This is a genomic window from Pedobacter humicola (assembly GCF_056490705.1).
Genome location: NZ_JBWJIG010000005.1, coordinates 188,619 through 204,763, shown reverse-complemented (window position 1 = coordinate 204,763; position 16,145 = coordinate 188,619). Strand labels below are relative to the sequence as shown.

19 protein-coding genes are annotated in these 16,145 nt (G+C 39.7%); 11 read left to right on the top strand and 8 right to left on the bottom strand.

Annotation, left to right across the window (positions count from 1 at the left end; all coding sequences use genetic code 11):
- The first annotated feature begins 299 nt into the window (after positions 1 to 299).
- Positions 300 to 620: a DUF4286 family protein gene (locus tag AC04Q1_RS10615; protein WP_478364397.1), complete on the top strand. Its 321-nt coding sequence runs from the start codon at positions 300 to 302 to the stop codon at positions 618 to 620.
- 59 nt (positions 621 to 679) lie between these two features.
- Here the strand turns inward: AC04Q1_RS10615 and AC04Q1_RS10610 are convergent, their stop codons facing one another.
- The 3 genes from AC04Q1_RS10610 to dtd all read right to left on the bottom strand — a co-directional run bounded on the left by AC04Q1_RS10610 (position 680) and on the right by dtd (position 3,086).
- Positions 680 to 1,009 (bottom strand): nucleotide pyrophosphohydrolase, encoded by a 330-nt coding sequence (locus tag AC04Q1_RS10610; RefSeq protein ID WP_478364395.1) that lies wholly within the window; start codon positions 1,007 to 1,009, stop codon positions 680 to 682.
- Positions 999 to 2,540, bottom strand: coding sequence for a glycosyltransferase family 39 protein (locus AC04Q1_RS10605; protein WP_478364393.1), 1,542 nt, complete (start codon positions 2,538 to 2,540; stop codon positions 999 to 1,001). The genes AC04Q1_RS10610 and AC04Q1_RS10605 overlap by 11 nt, the downstream gene beginning before the upstream one ends.
- Positions 2,541 to 2,633: 93 nt before the next feature.
- Positions 2,634 to 3,086: a D-aminoacyl-tRNA deacylase gene (gene dtd, locus AC04Q1_RS10600; protein ID WP_478364391.1), complete on the bottom strand. Its 453-nt coding sequence runs from the start codon at positions 3,084 to 3,086 to the stop codon at positions 2,634 to 2,636.
- Positions 3,087 to 3,117: 31 nt separating this feature from the next.
- Here dtd and AC04Q1_RS10595 point away from each other — a divergent pair, with 31 nt between their 5' ends.
- Positions 3,118 to 4,143: a hypothetical protein gene (locus tag AC04Q1_RS10595; protein ID WP_478364389.1), complete on the top strand. Its 1,026-nt coding sequence runs from the start codon at positions 3,118 to 3,120 to the stop codon at positions 4,141 to 4,143.
- Positions 4,109 to 6,562: a hypothetical protein gene (locus AC04Q1_RS10590; RefSeq protein ID WP_478364387.1), complete on the top strand. Its 2,454-nt coding sequence runs from the start codon at positions 4,109 to 4,111 to the stop codon at positions 6,560 to 6,562. Before AC04Q1_RS10595 ends, AC04Q1_RS10590 begins: the two co-directional genes overlap by 35 nt.
- A gap of 106 nt (positions 6,563 to 6,668) precedes the next feature.
- On the opposite strand, the gene AC04Q1_RS10585 is transcribed toward AC04Q1_RS10590, so the two are convergent.
- Positions 6,669 to 7,715 carry a 3-oxoacyl-ACP synthase III family protein gene (locus tag AC04Q1_RS10585; RefSeq protein ID WP_478364385.1) on the bottom strand — a complete coding sequence of 349 codons (1,047 nt, stop codon included), beginning with the start codon at positions 7,713 to 7,715 and terminating at the stop codon, positions 6,669 to 6,671.
- Between the two features lie 151 nt (positions 7,716 to 7,866).
- Here AC04Q1_RS10585 and AC04Q1_RS10580 point away from each other — a divergent pair, with 151 nt between their 5' ends.
- Positions 7,867 to 8,148, top strand: coding sequence for an ATP-dependent Clp protease adaptor ClpS (locus AC04Q1_RS10580; protein WP_029274160.1), 282 nt, complete (start codon positions 7,867 to 7,869; stop codon positions 8,146 to 8,148).
- Positions 8,149 to 8,283: 135 nt separating this feature from the next.
- Here the strand turns inward: AC04Q1_RS10580 and AC04Q1_RS10575 are convergent, their stop codons facing one another.
- The 3 genes from AC04Q1_RS10575 to rsmA all read right to left on the bottom strand — a co-directional run bounded on the left by AC04Q1_RS10575 (position 8,284) and on the right by rsmA (position 9,982).
- Positions 8,284 to 8,427, bottom strand: a complete 144-nt coding sequence (locus AC04Q1_RS10575; RefSeq protein WP_478364383.1) for a hypothetical protein — start codon at positions 8,425 to 8,427, stop codon at positions 8,284 to 8,286.
- Positions 8,428 to 8,430: 3 nt separating this feature from the next.
- Positions 8,431 to 8,883 (bottom strand): thioredoxin family protein, encoded by a 453-nt coding sequence (locus AC04Q1_RS10570; protein ID WP_478364381.1) that lies wholly within the window; start codon positions 8,881 to 8,883, stop codon positions 8,431 to 8,433.
- A gap of 313 nt (positions 8,884 to 9,196) precedes the next feature.
- Complete coding sequence (rsmA, locus tag AC04Q1_RS10565; protein ID WP_478364379.1) at positions 9,197 to 9,982, bottom strand: 16S rRNA (adenine(1518)-N(6)/adenine(1519)-N(6))-dimethyltransferase RsmA; 786 nt, start codon at positions 9,980 to 9,982, stop codon at positions 9,197 to 9,199.
- A 158-nt stretch (positions 9,983 to 10,140) separates the two neighbouring features.
- Here rsmA and pdxA point away from each other — a divergent pair, with 158 nt between their 5' ends.
- The gene (pdxA, locus tag AC04Q1_RS10560; protein ID WP_478364377.1) at positions 10,141 to 11,220 is read left to right on the top strand and encodes a 4-hydroxythreonine-4-phosphate dehydrogenase PdxA; all 1,080 of its coding nucleotides are present in this window, start codon (positions 10,141 to 10,143) and stop codon (positions 11,218 to 11,220) included.
- A 287-nt stretch (positions 11,221 to 11,507) separates the two neighbouring features.
- Positions 11,508 to 12,683 (top strand): MFS transporter, encoded by a 1,176-nt coding sequence (locus tag AC04Q1_RS10555; RefSeq protein WP_478364375.1) that lies wholly within the window; start codon positions 11,508 to 11,510, stop codon positions 12,681 to 12,683.
- Between the two features lies 1 nt (position 12,684).
- Here AC04Q1_RS10555 and AC04Q1_RS10550 read toward each other — a convergent pair whose 3' ends face one another.
- The gene (locus tag AC04Q1_RS10550; RefSeq protein ID WP_478364373.1) at positions 12,685 to 13,047 is read right to left on the bottom strand and encodes a winged helix-turn-helix transcriptional regulator; all 363 of its coding nucleotides are present in this window, start codon (positions 13,045 to 13,047) and stop codon (positions 12,685 to 12,687) included.
- A gap of 109 nt (positions 13,048 to 13,156) precedes the next feature.
- On the opposite strand from AC04Q1_RS10550, the gene AC04Q1_RS10545 reads away from it, so the two are divergent.
- From AC04Q1_RS10545 to rpmF, 5 genes are all read left to right on the top strand, one after another.
- Positions 13,157 to 13,948, top strand: a complete 792-nt coding sequence (locus AC04Q1_RS10545) for an SDR family oxidoreductase (RefSeq protein ID WP_478364371.1) — start codon at positions 13,157 to 13,159, stop codon at positions 13,946 to 13,948.
- A 5-nt stretch (positions 13,949 to 13,953) separates the two neighbouring features.
- Complete coding sequence (locus tag AC04Q1_RS10540) at positions 13,954 to 14,280, top strand: Cif family virulence factor (RefSeq protein ID WP_478364369.1); 327 nt, start codon at positions 13,954 to 13,956, stop codon at positions 14,278 to 14,280.
- 75 nt (positions 14,281 to 14,355) lie between these two features.
- Positions 14,356 to 15,192 (top strand): sulfurtransferase, encoded by an 837-nt coding sequence (locus tag AC04Q1_RS10535; RefSeq protein ID WP_478364367.1) that lies wholly within the window; start codon positions 14,356 to 14,358, stop codon positions 15,190 to 15,192.
- A 205-nt stretch (positions 15,193 to 15,397) separates the two neighbouring features.
- Entirely contained in the window at positions 15,398 to 15,928 is a 531-nt protein-coding gene (locus AC04Q1_RS10530; RefSeq protein ID WP_478364366.1) for a YceD family protein, read from the top strand.
- A 15-nt stretch (positions 15,929 to 15,943) separates the two neighbouring features.
- Entirely contained in the window at positions 15,944 to 16,135 is a 192-nt protein-coding gene (gene rpmF / locus AC04Q1_RS10525) for a 50S ribosomal protein L32 (RefSeq protein WP_025143959.1), read from the top strand.
- Positions 16,136 to 16,145: the final 10 nt, after the last annotated feature.

Here is a 16,145-nt window from a genome sequence, read left to right as displayed (position 1 = left end):
CTGACGCCATGTTGCCTATCGGTTGGCAAAGAGGAAAAACATCTTTCACCGGAGCGAATTGTTCTTTTCTTTTGCATTAAATCCCAACCAATAACCAGGCCCCAAAATACCCCCGAAAATTACGGAAGTAACCTGTGTAAATGTAATTGCGCGTGGAGTAATCAATTTTTTGAGAGAGATTAGTTCGTATCACGCTAAAAGCAATGGGATTGACAAATTTAAATGATTGAAACTACTACAAAGAATAAAATCCCTTGTCATCAATTTTTTAACGAGTATATATTATTTACCTTTGTCCTATGTTTTTATATAATGTTACTCTTATACTTGATGATGCGGCTGCCGAAGAGTGGTTACAATGGATGCAAGATGTTCATATTCCAAAAGTTATGGCTACAGAAATGTTTGTTTCTAATCGCCTGTTAAAGGTTATAGATTCTCCAAACGAAGGTGTAACCTATTGCGCCCAGTATGTTGCCGAAACATTGGATAACTACAATAATTATCAGGAAACATTTGCTCCCGCCCTCCAAGCAGAGTTAAATGAAAGATACAAGAACCGCTTTGTGGCGTATAGAACCTTGATGGAATTTGTACCCCCAACCATAAAAGAAATCTAAGACTTAGAAAAATTAGATCTAATAGAACCTAAAGAAGGATAAAGTCCCCTTTAAGAAATTTAGGGGTTTAACTTCTCATTATTCTTGTGCCGGTCTGCATCGCGGATACTTTTTTTCTCCAGGTTCTTTTCTAAGGCTTCGGTGAGGTTTATGCCGGTTTGATTGGCCAGACAGATTAACACGAACATCACATCGGCCATTTCATCTGCGAGGTTTACCGCTTCATCACTCTTTTTAAATGATTGTTCGCCGTATTTACGGGCCATAATCCGGGCAACCTCTCCAACTTCTTCCATCAAAATAGCGGTGTTGGTTAATTCATTAAAATACCGGATACCCGTTGTTTTAATCCAGCGGTCTACTGTTTCCTGTGCTTCGTTAATGGTCATTTTTTTCTTCTTCTATTTCTGATTTTATGATACTGCTCACTTCAATATTGGCATTTTCGAGTAAAAACACTCCTGCCCCCTTTTCCCTTGCATAAGGTGTCTTGATTTCACCAATTTTAGTAATCCTGGTAAAAAATGGCTGCTCTCTTTTACGCTGGGGATCCCTGTCGTTCCATTCGGTGATCATAATTAAATCTTTGATCGGTTTATCCATTTTAAACCAATACAGGTAATCTGCATTGTACGACACAGCATTTATATTTTTATATTTCGAATAATAGTTAATCGCACCAGCTTGTCCATAATTATCCGCACGCACCAGAAGTGTTGATTTATCTTTAACCTTTCCATAGGCGATATCAACAAGTGCAGCCAATTCTTTCCAGCCCTGCATATCGGCATAATCTTGTGGCAATGGGTGGTTTTTACCATCTTCCCAACGCAGTGCACCTACACGCTCGAACCTTTTATGATGGGCCACAATTTCTGTAGGACTATAAACCGGCATCAAAAGCGGTAACAGATAAATAAACGAGCCAATATTAAAAACAAACAGCAAGCCTGTTAATATACGCTTCTTTGCTAAGACCCCGCTTAAATAAACCGCACCAAATGCGAGTAAAACGGGATATAAACCTAAGGCATAATAGTCTTTTGCTTTAAAATAACTAAATATGATTAGGGTAATGATGTAGGTAAGGATAACCCAGCTATACTTCCGGAAACCTTTATAAAAAATCAAGCTTCCTATCCCGGCAAAAAGGACAAAAACCGAACTTATAAAAAAAAGGAATTGACCGATAAAAAAATCAATCCGGTTTACATACACCAATTGTGTTGCCTGCAAAAGTTTCATGTGGGTGAGCACCGGAAAGTGATGATTGATCTGCCAGATGATATTGGGTGAAATGATTAAAAGTGCGAGTAAAATGGCCAGGTAGAGATGTTTATCGGCAAATATTTTTCGTTTTGAAGTGATGATAATGGCTGGTAATAGCCCAATAATCAGAAAAAGGATGTTGTATTTATTTAAAAAACCTAGGGCTACAAAAATGGCAAAGGCGTAAAGATATCTGGCCTCAGTTTTATCAAAATATTTTAAGAGATAATAGAATATGGCAGTCCAGGCTAAAACATCGAAGGAATTGGGCTGGTAAAGCGTATTTAACCTCAGCAGAGAAGAACACAGACAGGCAACGGCAACCAAACATTTGGCCAATAAATTACCTTTTAAAAAATCGACAATCTTCCAGCAATATAGTATGGTAATGGCTCCCATTAATGCAGGAACAAGCTTTACCATAAAAACACCATTTCCAAAAGCTTTAATCAGCCATGAAAACAGCGAGGTTAAAGGTGGCACAGAGGTAAAACCTGCGGCCAGGTGGTTGGCTTGATCTAAGTGCAGGAATTCATCGCGGTGGAGTTCATAAACGGAATTAACCAATACAAAAGACAAAACCAATTTTAAGATCAGAAAAAACACCAGACAACTATATTCCGTTAAACGATTTGGATTTTTATCCTTCATATTAGTTTAAGTATAAAAGGTTTTGAAATAGGTGAATAGTCCTTTTGATGATTTATCGTTTTCTTAGTTACATTAGTCAGTCTCAGTTTTTAACTATTCCTTATTTTTGGTATCAATCATAACCGTTACCGGACCATCATTCAATAAAGCTATTTTCATATCTGCTCCAAAAATTCCGGTTTTAACTTGTTTACCCAATAAACCTGATAGCTTTTCGATCATTTTTTCATAGAGTGGAACGGCTACATCTGGCCTGGCTGCACGCGTAAAACCCGGCCGGTTTCCCTTTTTTGTGGAAGCGAATAAGGTAAACTGACTGATCAGGAGGATATCTCCATCAACATCGGCAAGTGCCTTATTCATCATTCCATTTTCGTCGCCAAAAACACGCATACCAATAATTTTTTGTGCCAGCCATTCTAAATCTTCTACAGTATCGGCATCTTCAATTCCCAATAACACTAAAAATCCCGTTTCAATAACACCTGTGATCTGGTCATCAACTGTGCAACTTGCCTGTGTAACTCTTTGTAAAACTGCCCGCATTTTATACTACTTTTGCTTCAATAAAATTGATATGCGCAAGATAAGTATTTTAGTGATTTCTGTATTTCTCTTCTTTGGATGTAAGCAAAAATCAATTGTGCACCCTACTTTTTATTACTGGAAAACAGATTATCATAATAAGAAGGCAGAAAGCACTTACCTTGATCAGTTTAAAGCTAAATCTTTATATGTGCGTATTATGGATGTGGATTTTAATCCCGATCTGCAGTTACCAGTACCGGTTTCGCCCATTAAATTTTCAGACCCCATTCCAAAAGCAACCGATATTATACCTGTTGTATTTATTGTGAATAACGTTTTTAATCAGATCGACACCATGCAGACAAAAGTGATGGCCGATAGGATTGTCAAATTTGTAGCAGCAAAGGTTAAACAGGCCGGAAAACAAAACTATCATGAACTTCAGATCGACTGCGACTGGACCAAAGGCACAAGAAACAGATATTTCAAATTTTTAGAGCAATTAAGTGCCAATCTACTTTTAAAGGGCAAAACAATTTCCGTAACCCTCCGCTTGCATCAGGTTAAAAACCTGGTATCGAGTGGGGTTCCCCCAGTAGAAAAGGCGATTTTAATGTGTTACAACATGGGCAACCTGCGTAAATATGGTGAACAAAATTCCATATTGGATCAGCATGAAATGGATCTTTACCTCAAAGATTTTCTCGAACACTATCCCTTGCCACTTGATATTGCCCTACCTATTTTTGAATGGGCGGTGGTATTCAGGAATGAGCAGTATGCTGGTATTTCCAAGCGGATCGGCCAAATGCAAATCGATGATAAAAAACTTTTTAAACAAAGGGGAAATTCTATCCTTTACGATCTACAGGCCGATTATCCTGAGGCGGGATTGAAACGCGGAGATGTGATCAGATGGGAACAGATTTCTTCAGAAGATTTACATGCTACCTCTAAGTTTTTATCCCGATATTTAAGCCCCAGAGACCGGAACCTCGTTTTTTACCATTTAGACACCGACCTGTTAAAACATTTTACCAATGAACATCTTCAAAAAGTTATCGCTGATTTTTAGTGTATTCCTCATTACTTTTTTCGGCGAAATCGCTGTAAATCTTGCCTGCGGAGGGGAGATAGATCCCTACGATTATTACATTACTTATTTCCACAACAATGTTGAGGGCGATGAATATTCGCCATTTGCCTATAACCAGATGGTTTACCTCAACAGCGAAACCGATATCGAAAGTGAACCCGATATCAATAGCAGGGAGTGGGCCAAATACCTCAATGTGAAAAAAGAAGATGTGCTAAAAGTGATGTACAAAACCGACAGCGCCACTGATGTAAAATTGGTCAGCTTTAATGGCAATGTTTCACAATTACCCGATAGCTTACAACAGAACAGTTTTATCCAGGCACTAAGCAAACGCAAAGAACCCTTAAAGTATTATCAATTTGCGAAAAGCTGCGAACCCCTGGCCAATGTTGATTTCAGCCTATGGGATCCGAAACCGCGCGACACCACTGCCATGGGATCAAAAGCCAAAGAAGCCTTGAAATTAACGGAGGCAGAAAAAGACGAATTTCTTAAACTGCGTTATGCTTATCAGGCGGAACGGATGTTCCATTTCGCAGGTGACCATGCCGAAAGCAAATCAACTTACGAGAAATACATTAAAACAAGCAAGGTAAACAGCGCTGCTAAGGGTTGGGCATTGGCGCTCTATGCCGGGTCTATCCGCAGGTTGGGAAATCCGGATGAATCAGCCTTTTTATTCTCAAAGGTTTTTGCCAGTAATCCTGAGCGAAGGGTGCAAGCCTATAAAAATTATTATTATAACAGTACTCCCGTTAACGGTGCATTAAAATATGCCAAAAGCAATAACGAAAAAGCCAATATCTGGGCCATAAACGGATTTGGTGATGCCGATTCGGGCATAGAAAGCCTGAACAAAGTTTACCAGTACGAACCCAAAAGCCAGTTAAACGGCACATTATTGGTCCGCGAAGTGAATAAACTGGAGCAGGATCTGATCGAAGCAAACGACATTGCCAAAATTGGTTATAATTATTACTTTTCGGATAACGGTAATCCTAAATATAAAGACAGTTTAAAAACCGCTAACTTAAAACGCCTGACTGAAATCCGAAATTTTGCGGTAAAACTGGCCACCGAAAAGAAATACCCACAGCCCGAATTAGGCACTTTAACCGCGGCATATTTATCATGGATGGAAAACAAAGATTTTCTGGCATCAAATTATCTGGCCATCCTAAAACCGGACAAATTACCTGAAAGGTTACGCGATCAATACCGCATTACCGATTTGTTAATCAAGGCGAAGAACATTAAAAAAGGCAATGCTTTTAATGAGAACGATTTGCTACCGACTTTAAAATGGCTGGATGAAAAACGTTTTGCAGAAAACAGCACGCAACCGAAAGGACAATACGATTATGATACCGATCGTGCTGAAAAACGCTTTAGCAGAACCACCAGAAACTTTTACCAACAGATATTGGCCCCAGCCTATTTAAGTATGGGCGATACCGCTAAGGCTGCACTCGCGATGGTGAAAGGCGACATGGAATACAAAACTTTGAAAGAAAATTCACTTTTTCAGAATATGAGTTACCAGAGTATAGCATTCTGGCAGAAAAACTTAAGTCCGAAAAGTATGCAGGGCTTAGCCGTTTATAAAACCAAAGCAACTGGCAATGATGTTACCGCATTATTGGCCACGGCCTTAAATCAACTTAAAAATGACGATTTTTATGAATTGTATGGTACTACTTATTTACGTACGCACCAATACGATAAGGCCGTTCAGATGTTTGCAAAAGTTTCATCAAGCTATCAATACTTTAGTCCGGAAAACTGGTACAGCTCTGAATCGAATTCAAAATTGTATGCCAATCCTTTTATCGAAACGATAAACGATTATCCAAAAAAATATGTAACTGCCAAAGCATCTGTAAGCAAAAAAGCTTTTGCAGCAGAAATGCTCCGCTTGCAGAAATTGCTGGTTAGCGATAAAAAAAATGCAGCGCTTTACTACTATAAAATGGCCAATGCTGTTTATCAAACGGGTTATTTTGGCAACAGCTGGTTCCTGATCAGTTACGATTGGTCATCATACGACAATGGCAACCCGGCAAAATATGTGTACGATGGCGATTATAAAAAAGCCCAGACGGCAAAAGCCTGGTATTTAAAAGCGAGGGCTTTAAGTGCCAATGCCGATTTTAAGGCTAAATGCACCTTTATGCTGGCCAAATGTTTGCAAAAACAGATCATCATGAATGCAAACCCACTTTCATTTTATTATTATGATAAAAAAGATGTAAAATGGAGAAACTTTATTAAGGCGAATTACAATAATCCTTATCTTAAAGAATTAAGGTTTAGCTATGGTAAAACACCTTTTTATGCCGTTGCAGCAGGCGAATGCAGTTATCTTGGCGATTTTATCAGACCAAAAACACAATAGGCCGTTCCACTACACTTATGTAGACACCAAAAGAAAAGCCTTTGAATATGTTTCAAAGGCTTTTCTTTATCTTAATATGCCTGGCATTTTTGAAAAACGCCAAACGCTACCATCTAATCAATGCACTTGCCCAGGTAAAACCCGACCCAAATGCAGCCAGGCAAACTAAATCACCATCTTTAATTTTTCCCGCTTCCCAGGCTTCGCACAAAGCAATTGGAACAGATGCAGCTGTAGTATTGCCATATTTTTGAATGTTATTAAAAACCTGATCATCATTCAAACCCAATAATTGCTGCACATATTGGCTGATCCGTAAATTTGCCTGATGTGGCACCAATAAATCAATATCTTTTTCGGTTAAATTATTAGCAGCCAAAGCCTCTTTAATTACTTCCGGAAATTTAACCACAGCTTTTTTGAAAACCGATGGCCCATCCATATAAGGTAAAGCAGCCCCACTTTCCAAAATCTCCTGCGTCATAAATAATCCACCCAATTCCTGCTCTGGATAAGCGGGTTTATCTTTTAACCATTTATTGGCATGAGAACCCGGATAATACATGGCCAGAATTTCTGCATCAGCCCCATCGCTGTGTAAATGTGTACTTAAAATTCCTTTTCCAGGCTCGTCTGTTGGCTGAAGCACCACAGCACCTGCACCATCACCAAAAATCACCGAAACATTGCGGCTGCGTGTTTCAAAATCCATGGCAAACGAATGTTTCTCGCTTCCTACCACCAAAACATTCTTATACATACCTGTTTTCACAAACTGGTCGGCAACAGAAAGGGCGTACACAAATCCTGAACATTGGTTACGGATATCTAAAGCACCGATTTCGCCCATGCCCATTTCGCGTTGCAACAGCACACCGCAACCCGGAAAGTAGTAATCGGGACTCAGGGTAGCAAAAACGATGAAATCGACATCCTTAGCTGTAATTCCTGCTCTTTCGATTGCAATCCTTGCTGCTTCAATTCCCATGGTTGTGGTAGTTTCCTCATTGCGATCTGCAAAACGGCGCTCTTTAATACCGGTCCGTTCCTGGATCCATGCATCGTTGGTATCCATAAACCGGCTCAAATCATCGTTTGTATATATATTTTTCGGAACGTAGTAACCTATTCCTGCAATTCTAGACTGGTGCATGCTTTATTTATATTTTGGTTAAACAAAGTTAGTTAATTTAAAAAGATATGAGATGTGTGATTTGAGACGCGAGATTCAATGTAATATCCTAAAATCTAATATCTCAAATCTAATATCTCAAATCTTCTAAATTATTGTTTATTTTTGCACCATGTCTACAGAAACCAAAGAAGAGACCTTTACGCTCGAAGAAATTTTAACTTCCTTAAAAACTGTACATCGCCTTATTTTGTGGAATGATGATATCAATACTTTTGATCATGTGATTTACTGCATGATGAAATATCTGGATTATAACGAATCGCAAGCCGAAAAAATTGCATGGAAAGTGCACAATGATGGAAAGTGCCCGGTTTTAGAAGGTTCATTTACCGAAATGGAAGTATACCGCAAAATTTTACAGCAAGAGGGATTGACTGTTTCTGTTGATTAAAACTACGGTCTGGTTTTTTTTCGCTCACGAATCGTCCTGCAGAACTTGGTTCTGCATCTTGCCTGCAAAATAGACCCTGAAATAAATCCGATAGCCATTGGATCAGAGCGACTATTGCCTAATTAAAACTAAAGATTATAGCTCTAAGCCCTTCAAAAGCTCATTTAATCCGGCCTGTGTAGTTTGTGTTTTATCTTTAGCATACCAGCCATGAAGTTTCTCAGCCAGAATTGGCATTTCAGTGCTTTCTTTTCGCCACTCTTTTAAAAGCTCCTGCAAAATTTATGGTCGCGGTCCCCAGGTGCCTAAAACCTGATCTGCCGACTCATTTAGCACAATTAAAACCGGAATTGCTCTTCCGCCATTCGTCAAATGCGCATCAATTAAGGGCAGGTTTTTATCACGCAATACAAATTTCAAATCTATTTTACCCAATGATGCAGCTGCGATTTTATTGAACACCGGAACAATTTGTGCAGCATCGCCACACCAACCTTCAGTAATGACTAAAAACTTATAATTTCCTTTAAGTTGATCAATGGTTGAAGTCAACTCATCATTTAAGCTAACCGTCTTATCCACGCGACTCATCCTTTGCACATTCATTTTGGTGTAGTGTAAATCGTAACTTACATCACCAGTTGCCTTTCCTTCTAAAAGAAGTTGATCAACCAATGCACGATAGGTTTGATAATCCATTCCTTGTTCGCTGAAAATTTCGCTGTAATTCACCATGACGTTTAAAATTATGTCGCAAAGGAAAGGAGAAATTCAATGAAAATAATCACGGATTTGCAAGAATATGTGAGCCGATAGTTGCACAGATTTTGGGATTGCACAGGCTTGACAAGGACTGAAAATTGGCTTTTTTTACTATTGCCATATCTTCTTACTTGCAGTATTTGCGTGAATTAAACCCGATTGAAATGTAAAGCCCGTAAACGAGGTACGAGTGCGGACCTGGAATGAAAAGCGGGGTTATGGCAACCGAAGAGAACCTAAACCTGCTTTCCCTATCCGTAAAATTACTTACACCAGATGGTACAGACTAAGCTTCCATCAACTTACTCACATGCTGTGTTAAGGCCACAAAGTCAGCCACCGTTAACTGCTCTGCACGTTTCTCAAAATAAATATGATCGTCCATTTTATCTTTTGGCATCACTGCCGAAACCGCATTACGCAAAGTTTTTCTCCGCTGATTGAAACCCGCTTTTACTACACGCCAGAATAATTTTTCGTCACAGTCTAAAGTCTCCACCTCGTTCCGTGTTAAACGGATTACGGCGGAATGCACCTTTGGCGGTGGATTAAACGTTCCTGGCTTAACGGTAAACAGGTATTCAATTTTATAATAAGCCTGAAGAAATACACTTAAAATACCGTATTCTTTATTGCCAGCCGGCGCCGCACAGCGTTGTGCAACCTCTTTCTGGAACATGCCCACCATTTCTACCACTTTATTCCGGTTATCTAAAATCTTAAATAAGATCTGCGAAGAAATATTGTATGGAAAATTCCCAATTATGGCAAACTGACCTGGAAAAATGGCATCAAAATCGAGTTTTAAAAAATCGCCATTAATTAACCGGTCGCCCAGTTGAGGATATTTTTCATTTAAAAAATGAAAAGATTCGGTATCGATATCGATCAGATAAGTTTCTAAATCTTTACGCTGCAGCAAAAAATCAGACAGGATTCCCATTCCTGGCCCTACCTCTAAAACCTGATTGTATTTTTCAGTATTCACCAAAGCCTCAACAATACGGTTGGCAATGCCTTTATCGGTTAAAAAATGTTGCCCTAAATGCTTTTTCGCTTTTACTAAACTCATACCCCTTAATCCCGGTGAATCGGGACTTTTAAATTAAAATTGTTAGCAAAGATAGGCTTATTATTTCTTTGCAAATCACTTCGTGTGCTTTGCGGTTTCATTTTTTTTAAAGGGTTTAAACGAAAATCAGTAATTTGCGCTAAAATTTTCCAGTAATTATGAGCGATAAACTTAAAATTGGCATCAGTATAGGCGACGTAAACGGCATAGGTTTAGAGGTAATCATCAAAACATTATCCAATCCTGCTATTTTAAATTATTGCACGCCGATTGTTTACGGTCATACCAAGGTATCCTCTTTTCACCGAAAAGCAAACAGCCTGGGCGATTTCAGTTTTAATGTGGTCAATCACGCCAATCAGGCGCAGCCAAAAAAGGCAAACATGATTAATTGCTGGGAAGAAGATGTAAAAATCGAACTCGGGCAGGTAACTGCAACGGGCGGGAAATATGCACTTTTATCGCTAGAGCGTGCCACTGCCGATCTGGTAAACGGTGATATTGATGCTTTAGTTACCGCTCCGATTAACAAACACAATATTCAATCAGAGACCTTTGCTTTTCCGGGCCATACCGAATACCTACAGGAAAAAAGTGGAAGTAAAGATGTGCTGATGTTTCTCATCAGTGAAAATTTAAGAGTTGGTGTAGTTACCGGACACATCCCTGTAAAAGATGTTCCAGCGGCTATCACAAAAGATAAAATCATCAGTAAATTAAGGCTGATCAACGAAAGCCTGAAAAAAGACTTCTGGATCGAAAAACCAAAAATTGCCGTGCTGGGCTTAAATCCACACGCCAGCGACAATGGCTTATTGGGTACTGAGGAAGCTGAAATTATTACGCCTGCCATTCAGGAAGCCTACGATAAAGGCATTGTTTGTTTTGGCCCATACCCTGCCGATGGCTTTTTCGGCAATGGGAGCTACAAACAATTTGATGCAGTTTTGGCCATGTACCACGATCAGGGCTTAATTCCTTTTAAAACACTGGCCTTCCACAATGGTGTAAACTATACGGCAGGTTTAAACTTCGTACGTACCTCTCCCGATCATGGAACTGGTTACGATATTGCGGGTAAAGATTTAGCTGACTCTACTTCATTTACCGAAGCCTTATTCTCAGCCATCCACATTGTGAAAAACCGCAGGGAACAGGAAGAAATGCTGGCGAACCAATTGCGTTCTGGAGGCAAGGTTGTGGAAACACAATTTGATATTAAGGATGATGCTTCTTAAGGTGGAAGGTTTTTAGCACAGAAAGACCAAAGTATACAAACAATTGGCTGTAAAAAACATAACCTCCGCCTTTGGCCCCCCTTACTTATAAAAAGCCAACATGTCCTTAGATGACTTAAGGCGGTTCATTCTTTTGTAAAGCAAGGCTTTGTGTTTCATCGGTTCCGAAAGCCCTGCTATCCGTTTCAATCTTTTTTGTGATGCCATGCTGCGCTGTTAGATTATTGCAACAAAAAAGGATTTCCACTTCTAGGTTTATTTTAGTTAAAATTGTGCACAAAATTAAAATGAGCAGCACTAAAATAACTAAGTACATTCTCCCTACAATCGTTATTGCACAATTTCTCTGCACCTCTTTGTGGTTTGCCGGGAATGCTGTACTACCCGATATCGTTAAAAACTTCCCTACCGAAAATAACCTTCTGGCCAACCTCACCAGTATGGTACAGTTCGGCTTTATCAGCGGGACATTGCTATTTGCCTTTTTTGCCATTTCAGATATCTTTTCACCCTCAAAAGTGTTCTTTATCTGTGGAATTACAGCAGCCTTGTTTAATCTGGGCATGTGCCTCGAATTACCTAGTGTAAACTTATTATTGCTGTTTCGCTTTTTAACAGGTTTTATGCTGGCCGGGATTTATCCCGTTGGAATGAAGATCGCATCAGATTACTTTAAGGATGGTTTGGGAAAATCATTGGGCTTTTTAGTTGGGGCTTTAGTGTTCGGCACTGCATTCCCGCATTTATTAAAAACATTTACAGCGAGTTTCCCCTGGCAATATGTCATTTTTGCTACATCGGCTTTATCGCTAACAGGTGCAATTGCTATTTTATTGCTTGTGCCTAACGGACCATTTAGAACAGTTGGACAAAAATTCGACCTCCGTTCCTGCCTCAGCGGTTTTAAAAACCCGGGGTTCAGATCGGCCGCCTTTGGTTATTTTGGCCACATGTGGGAACTGTATACCTTTTGGGCATTTCTGCCTGGTATGTTGCTGCTTTATAACAGCAAACATCCCGGTCAAACCTTAAATATTCCGCTGCTTTCATTTTTGGTTATTGCCTCAGGCGGATTATCCTGCATGGTTGGTGGTATATTATCACAAAAGTTTGGCGCAAAACGGATTGCCACTCTGGCATTGGCCATTTCAGGACTGTGCTGCCTGCTCTCTCCCATTTTCTTGTTTAACGGTTCAGCTTATCCTTTTCTTATCTTTTTATTTTGCTGGGGTTTAGCAGGCACGGCCGATTCGCCATTGTTTTCTTCTTTAATTGCCAAACACGCGCCCGAAAACCTGCGGGGCACCTCATTAACATTAGTCAACTGTATCGGTTTTGCCATCACCATCATCAGCATCCAGGTGGTTAACCTGTTATCAAAACAGCTCAATGTGCAATATCTTTATATGATTTTAGCAATCGGGCCAATTTTGGGGCTCTGGGCCTTATTAAACAAAAAGTAATCTAGATATTTTCAATGCGTTTCGAAACGGCATCCCTTAATTGTTCCTCATGTTTGTCGCCCCATTCGCCCAGGGCAGCAACAATAGGAATTAAGGTTTCACCAAAAGGAGTGATACTATACTCCACTTTGGGCGGCATTTGCTGAAAAATGATTTTAGACACCAGTCCATCCTGCTCCAGCTCATTTAACTGCATCCCCAATACCCTTCGCGAGGCATCCGGAATCTTCCGCTGTAGCTCACTCGGCCGTTTATGACCCTGGTTAATAAAATACAATAACCGCATTTTCCATTTACCATATAATACCTCTGCTATCAGATCGAGGCCACAATTTAAAGAAACCGGAATTTTTCTTTTATACATGCACAAATATAATCCATCGTAACCAAACTGCTTATAGTGATAAATTTATCCCTATCTGAATCGCTTTTCCGTAATGGTTTGGGAAGACTATTTAGCCGATTTTTGTGTAATGGAAAATTTCAATTTTAATAAGGAGTTATCGGGCAAAGTAGCCCTGGTAACCGGCGGAACAAAAGGTGCGGGAAAAGCCATCGCCGAAAGACTGGCACAAGCCGGAGCAAAGATTATGGTTACCGCCAGAAACGAACCGACAGATCTGGATAACGATTTTACATTTATTGCTGCCGACCTCAGTACTCCAGGTGGCACAACAAAAGTAATAGATCACATTAAAAGCCTTTTTGGCGGAGTCGACATTCTGGTTAACAATATTGGTGGCTCCGAAACGCCTGGCGGTGGTTTTGATGCCTTAACCGAAGAACACTGGACACAAACACTTCAGAGTAACCTATTGGCACCCGTAAGGCTTGATAAGGGCCTCTTGCCTTACATGTTAGCAAAAAAGGCGGGAGTTATTGTGCACATCTCATCCATACAGGCTACAATGCCCCTGTTCGAATCTACATTACCTTACGCAGCTGCCAAAGCAGGATTAAAAAATTATAGTAAAGGCCTGTCCAATGAAGTATCGCCAAAAGGCGTTAGGGTTTTAACGGTTTCGCCGGGTTTTATTCAAACTACATCCGCAGACCGAATGGTAAAAAGATTAGCCGAAAGCAACAACAGCTCATTTGATGAAGCATTACAAAGCTTGATGGATGCGCTAGGTGGAATCCCATTTGGCCGCCCGGCTAAACCAGAAGAAGTAGCCGAACTCGTGAGCTTTTTGGTTTCACCAAGAGCAGCTTATTTAACCGGAACAGAATATATCATTGACGGAGGAACAATCCCTACAATATAAAAACCATGGAAAAATTACCAAAAGCTATAGCAGCATATATTAAAGCAGCCAATCACAAAGATAGTGCGCTGTTTAGGGAGACATTTACAAAGGATGCCGTGTTTTTTGATGACGGCAAAAGCTATTCAGGCAGTGAGGAAATCCAAAAATGGAAAGAAGCCTTCGATCAACAGTTTACACTAAACAATGAACTTGTGGATTTTATAAAAGAATCCGAAAACCAATATGTAGTGAATATTAAAGTTTCTGGAAACTTCCCAGGCAGTCCGCAAATATTTAAACATTTAATTGCCTTAGCAGACCATAAAATTAAAGAGATGAAAGTAATTTAAAGTTATCAAGAAACTGTATTTCCGGTACGCTATCATAATTTCAATTTTATATATCTTTGGGTTTAAGAAATAAACATGAAATTATCCCCAATCATAAAACCAGCGGAATTAACCTGGCTAAACCAGGATGAAGAAATTGTAATTGTAGATGCCAGTGCCGGTTCTAAAGTCAGATACGACGAACAACATTTAGCAGGAGCACTTTTTGCAGATGTAAATAACGACCTGGCAAATATTGGAGATTTTGCAATTGGTGGAAGACATCCGTTGCCTACTTTCGAGCAGTTTGCTACCGTTCTACAAAAATTGGGGATCACCAGGCACAGTCATGTACTTGTTTACGATGATAAAAATGGTGGCAACGCAGCCGCGAGGCTCTGGTGGATGTTAAAGGCTATCGGGCACGAAAAGGTACAGGTGATTGATGGTGGCTTCCAGGCAGCCGTAAAAGCCGGTTTCCCAACTACGGATAAAGTGGAAATCCCTAAATCCGTTGAAAAATATGAGATCGCGGCCTGGAATTTACCGCTTTCGGATATTAACGAGGTAGAAAGGGTAGCCAAAACCGACAATTATATCTTAATTGATGTACGTGATGCCAACCGTTTTGCAGGCCTTACCGAGCCAATTGATTTAATTGCAGGACATATCCCTGGCGCTGCCAATATTCCTTATACAGAAAATTTAGATGCCACAGGCGCATTCCTGCCGCCTGATATACTAAAAGAAAAATATTCGGAAGCACTTGCCCACGTTAAGCCCGAAAATGTAATTGTGCACTGTGGTTCGGGCATTACGGCCTGTCATACACTCCTTGCAATGGATTATGCGGGTTTACCTATCCCTAAACTCTATGTAGGCTCGTGGAGCGAATGGAGCAGGAACAATAAGGAAATGGTATTGGCCAGCTAGTCATTTTTGTTGACCGGGATGGGCGGGTTTATGATTGCAAATCCCGTGTACCAGGGTGTGCATTACAAATCACAACTGGTGGGAAATTAATTTTTAAAAAATTAACATTCTGAAAACCTGTCCGATTAACACCAACATTTTTAAAAAAACATTTTTAATCTAATTTTTTTATCCCTACATTTGCAGGCTAAAATTTTACAGTACTTTGAACCCACTAAAACAATTTTCTTTACCGTTTACCGGATTAAAATTGGGAACCCATCAGTTTGATTATGAGCTTGATGACACCTTTTTTAATGCATTTGAGTATTCGCTAATTAAAAGCGGGAATTTGAAAGTAGACCTGGAACTCGAGAAACAAGAGACCATGTTGCTTCTAAAATTTAAAATTATTGGTACAGTTAATTTAGACTGCGACAAATGTTTATCTGAGTTTTCGTTACCGGTAAATCTTTACGAACGTCAGATTGTAAAATTTGCTGAAGATGAATTGGAAAGCGATGATGAAGAGATCATCTCGCTAAGCCGTAAGGATACCGAGATTGATATATCGGGCCCTTTATACGAAATGATTAACGTAGCGGTACCTTATATCAAAAACTGCGAACAGGCAGGCAAAGATTGTGATCAGGAAATGATTGACCGTTTAAATCAATTATCGATTGAGAAACAGGCTGAAGAAAATGAACAAACAAGCGACCCACGTTGGGAAGCCCTTAATAAGTTAAAAAAATAATTAGATTATACAGCAATGGCACATCCAAAACGGAAGATCTCGAAACAGAGAAAAAATAAAAGAAGAACGCACTATAAAGCTGTTACTCCTTCTTTAGCAACATGCTCGGCAACAGGTGCTATCCACGTACCTCACCGTGCTTACAACGTTGATGGTAACTTATACTACAACGGTAAACTGGTTATCGAAAATACTCAGATAGGGTAATTTTCTTAAA

Bases quoted from the DNA above. Each gene is read 5' to 3' on its own strand.
- AC04Q1_RS10615 (WP_478364397.1), top strand. From the start codon at position 300: ATGTTTTTATATAATGTTACTCTTATACTTGATGATGCGGCTGCCGAA.
- AC04Q1_RS10610 (WP_478364395.1), bottom strand. From the start codon at position 1,009: ATGACCATTAACGAAGCACAGGAAACAGTAGACCGCTGGATTAAAACA.
- AC04Q1_RS10605 (WP_478364393.1), bottom strand. From the start codon at position 2,540: ATGAAGGATAAAAATCCAAATCGTTTAACGGAATATAGTTGTCTGGTG.
- dtd (WP_478364391.1), bottom strand. From the start codon at position 3,086: ATGCGGGCAGTTTTACAAAGAGTTACACAGGCAAGTTGCACAGTTGAT.
- AC04Q1_RS10595 (WP_478364389.1), top strand. From the start codon at position 3,118: ATGCGCAAGATAAGTATTTTAGTGATTTCTGTATTTCTCTTCTTTGGA.
- AC04Q1_RS10590 (WP_478364387.1), top strand. From the start codon at position 4,109: ATGAACATCTTCAAAAAGTTATCGCTGATTTTTAGTGTATTCCTCATT.
- AC04Q1_RS10585 (WP_478364385.1), bottom strand. From the start codon at position 7,715: ATGCACCAGTCTAGAATTGCAGGAATAGGTTACTACGTTCCGAAAAAT.
- AC04Q1_RS10580 (WP_029274160.1), top strand. From the start codon at position 7,867: ATGTCTACAGAAACCAAAGAAGAGACCTTTACGCTCGAAGAAATTTTA.
- AC04Q1_RS10570 (WP_478364381.1), bottom strand. From the start codon at position 8,883: ATGGTGAATTACAGCGAAATTTTCAGCGAACAAGGAATGGATTATCAA.
- rsmA (WP_478364379.1), bottom strand. From the start codon at position 9,982: ATGAGTTTAGTAAAAGCGAAAAAGCATTTAGGGCAACATTTTTTAACC.
- pdxA (WP_478364377.1), top strand. From the start codon at position 10,141: ATGAGCGATAAACTTAAAATTGGCATCAGTATAGGCGACGTAAACGGC.
- AC04Q1_RS10555 (WP_478364375.1), top strand. From the start codon at position 11,508: ATGAGCAGCACTAAAATAACTAAGTACATTCTCCCTACAATCGTTATT.
- AC04Q1_RS10550 (WP_478364373.1), bottom strand. From the start codon at position 13,047: ATGTATAAAAGAAAAATTCCGGTTTCTTTAAATTGTGGCCTCGATCTG.
- AC04Q1_RS10545 (WP_478364371.1), top strand. From the start codon at position 13,157: ATGGAAAATTTCAATTTTAATAAGGAGTTATCGGGCAAAGTAGCCCTG.
- AC04Q1_RS10540 (WP_478364369.1), top strand. From the start codon at position 13,954: ATGGAAAAATTACCAAAAGCTATAGCAGCATATATTAAAGCAGCCAAT.
- AC04Q1_RS10535 (WP_478364367.1), top strand. From the start codon at position 14,356: ATGAAATTATCCCCAATCATAAAACCAGCGGAATTAACCTGGCTAAAC.
- rpmF (WP_025143959.1), top strand. From the start codon at position 15,944: ATGGCACATCCAAAACGGAAGATCTCGAAACAGAGAAAAAATAAAAGA.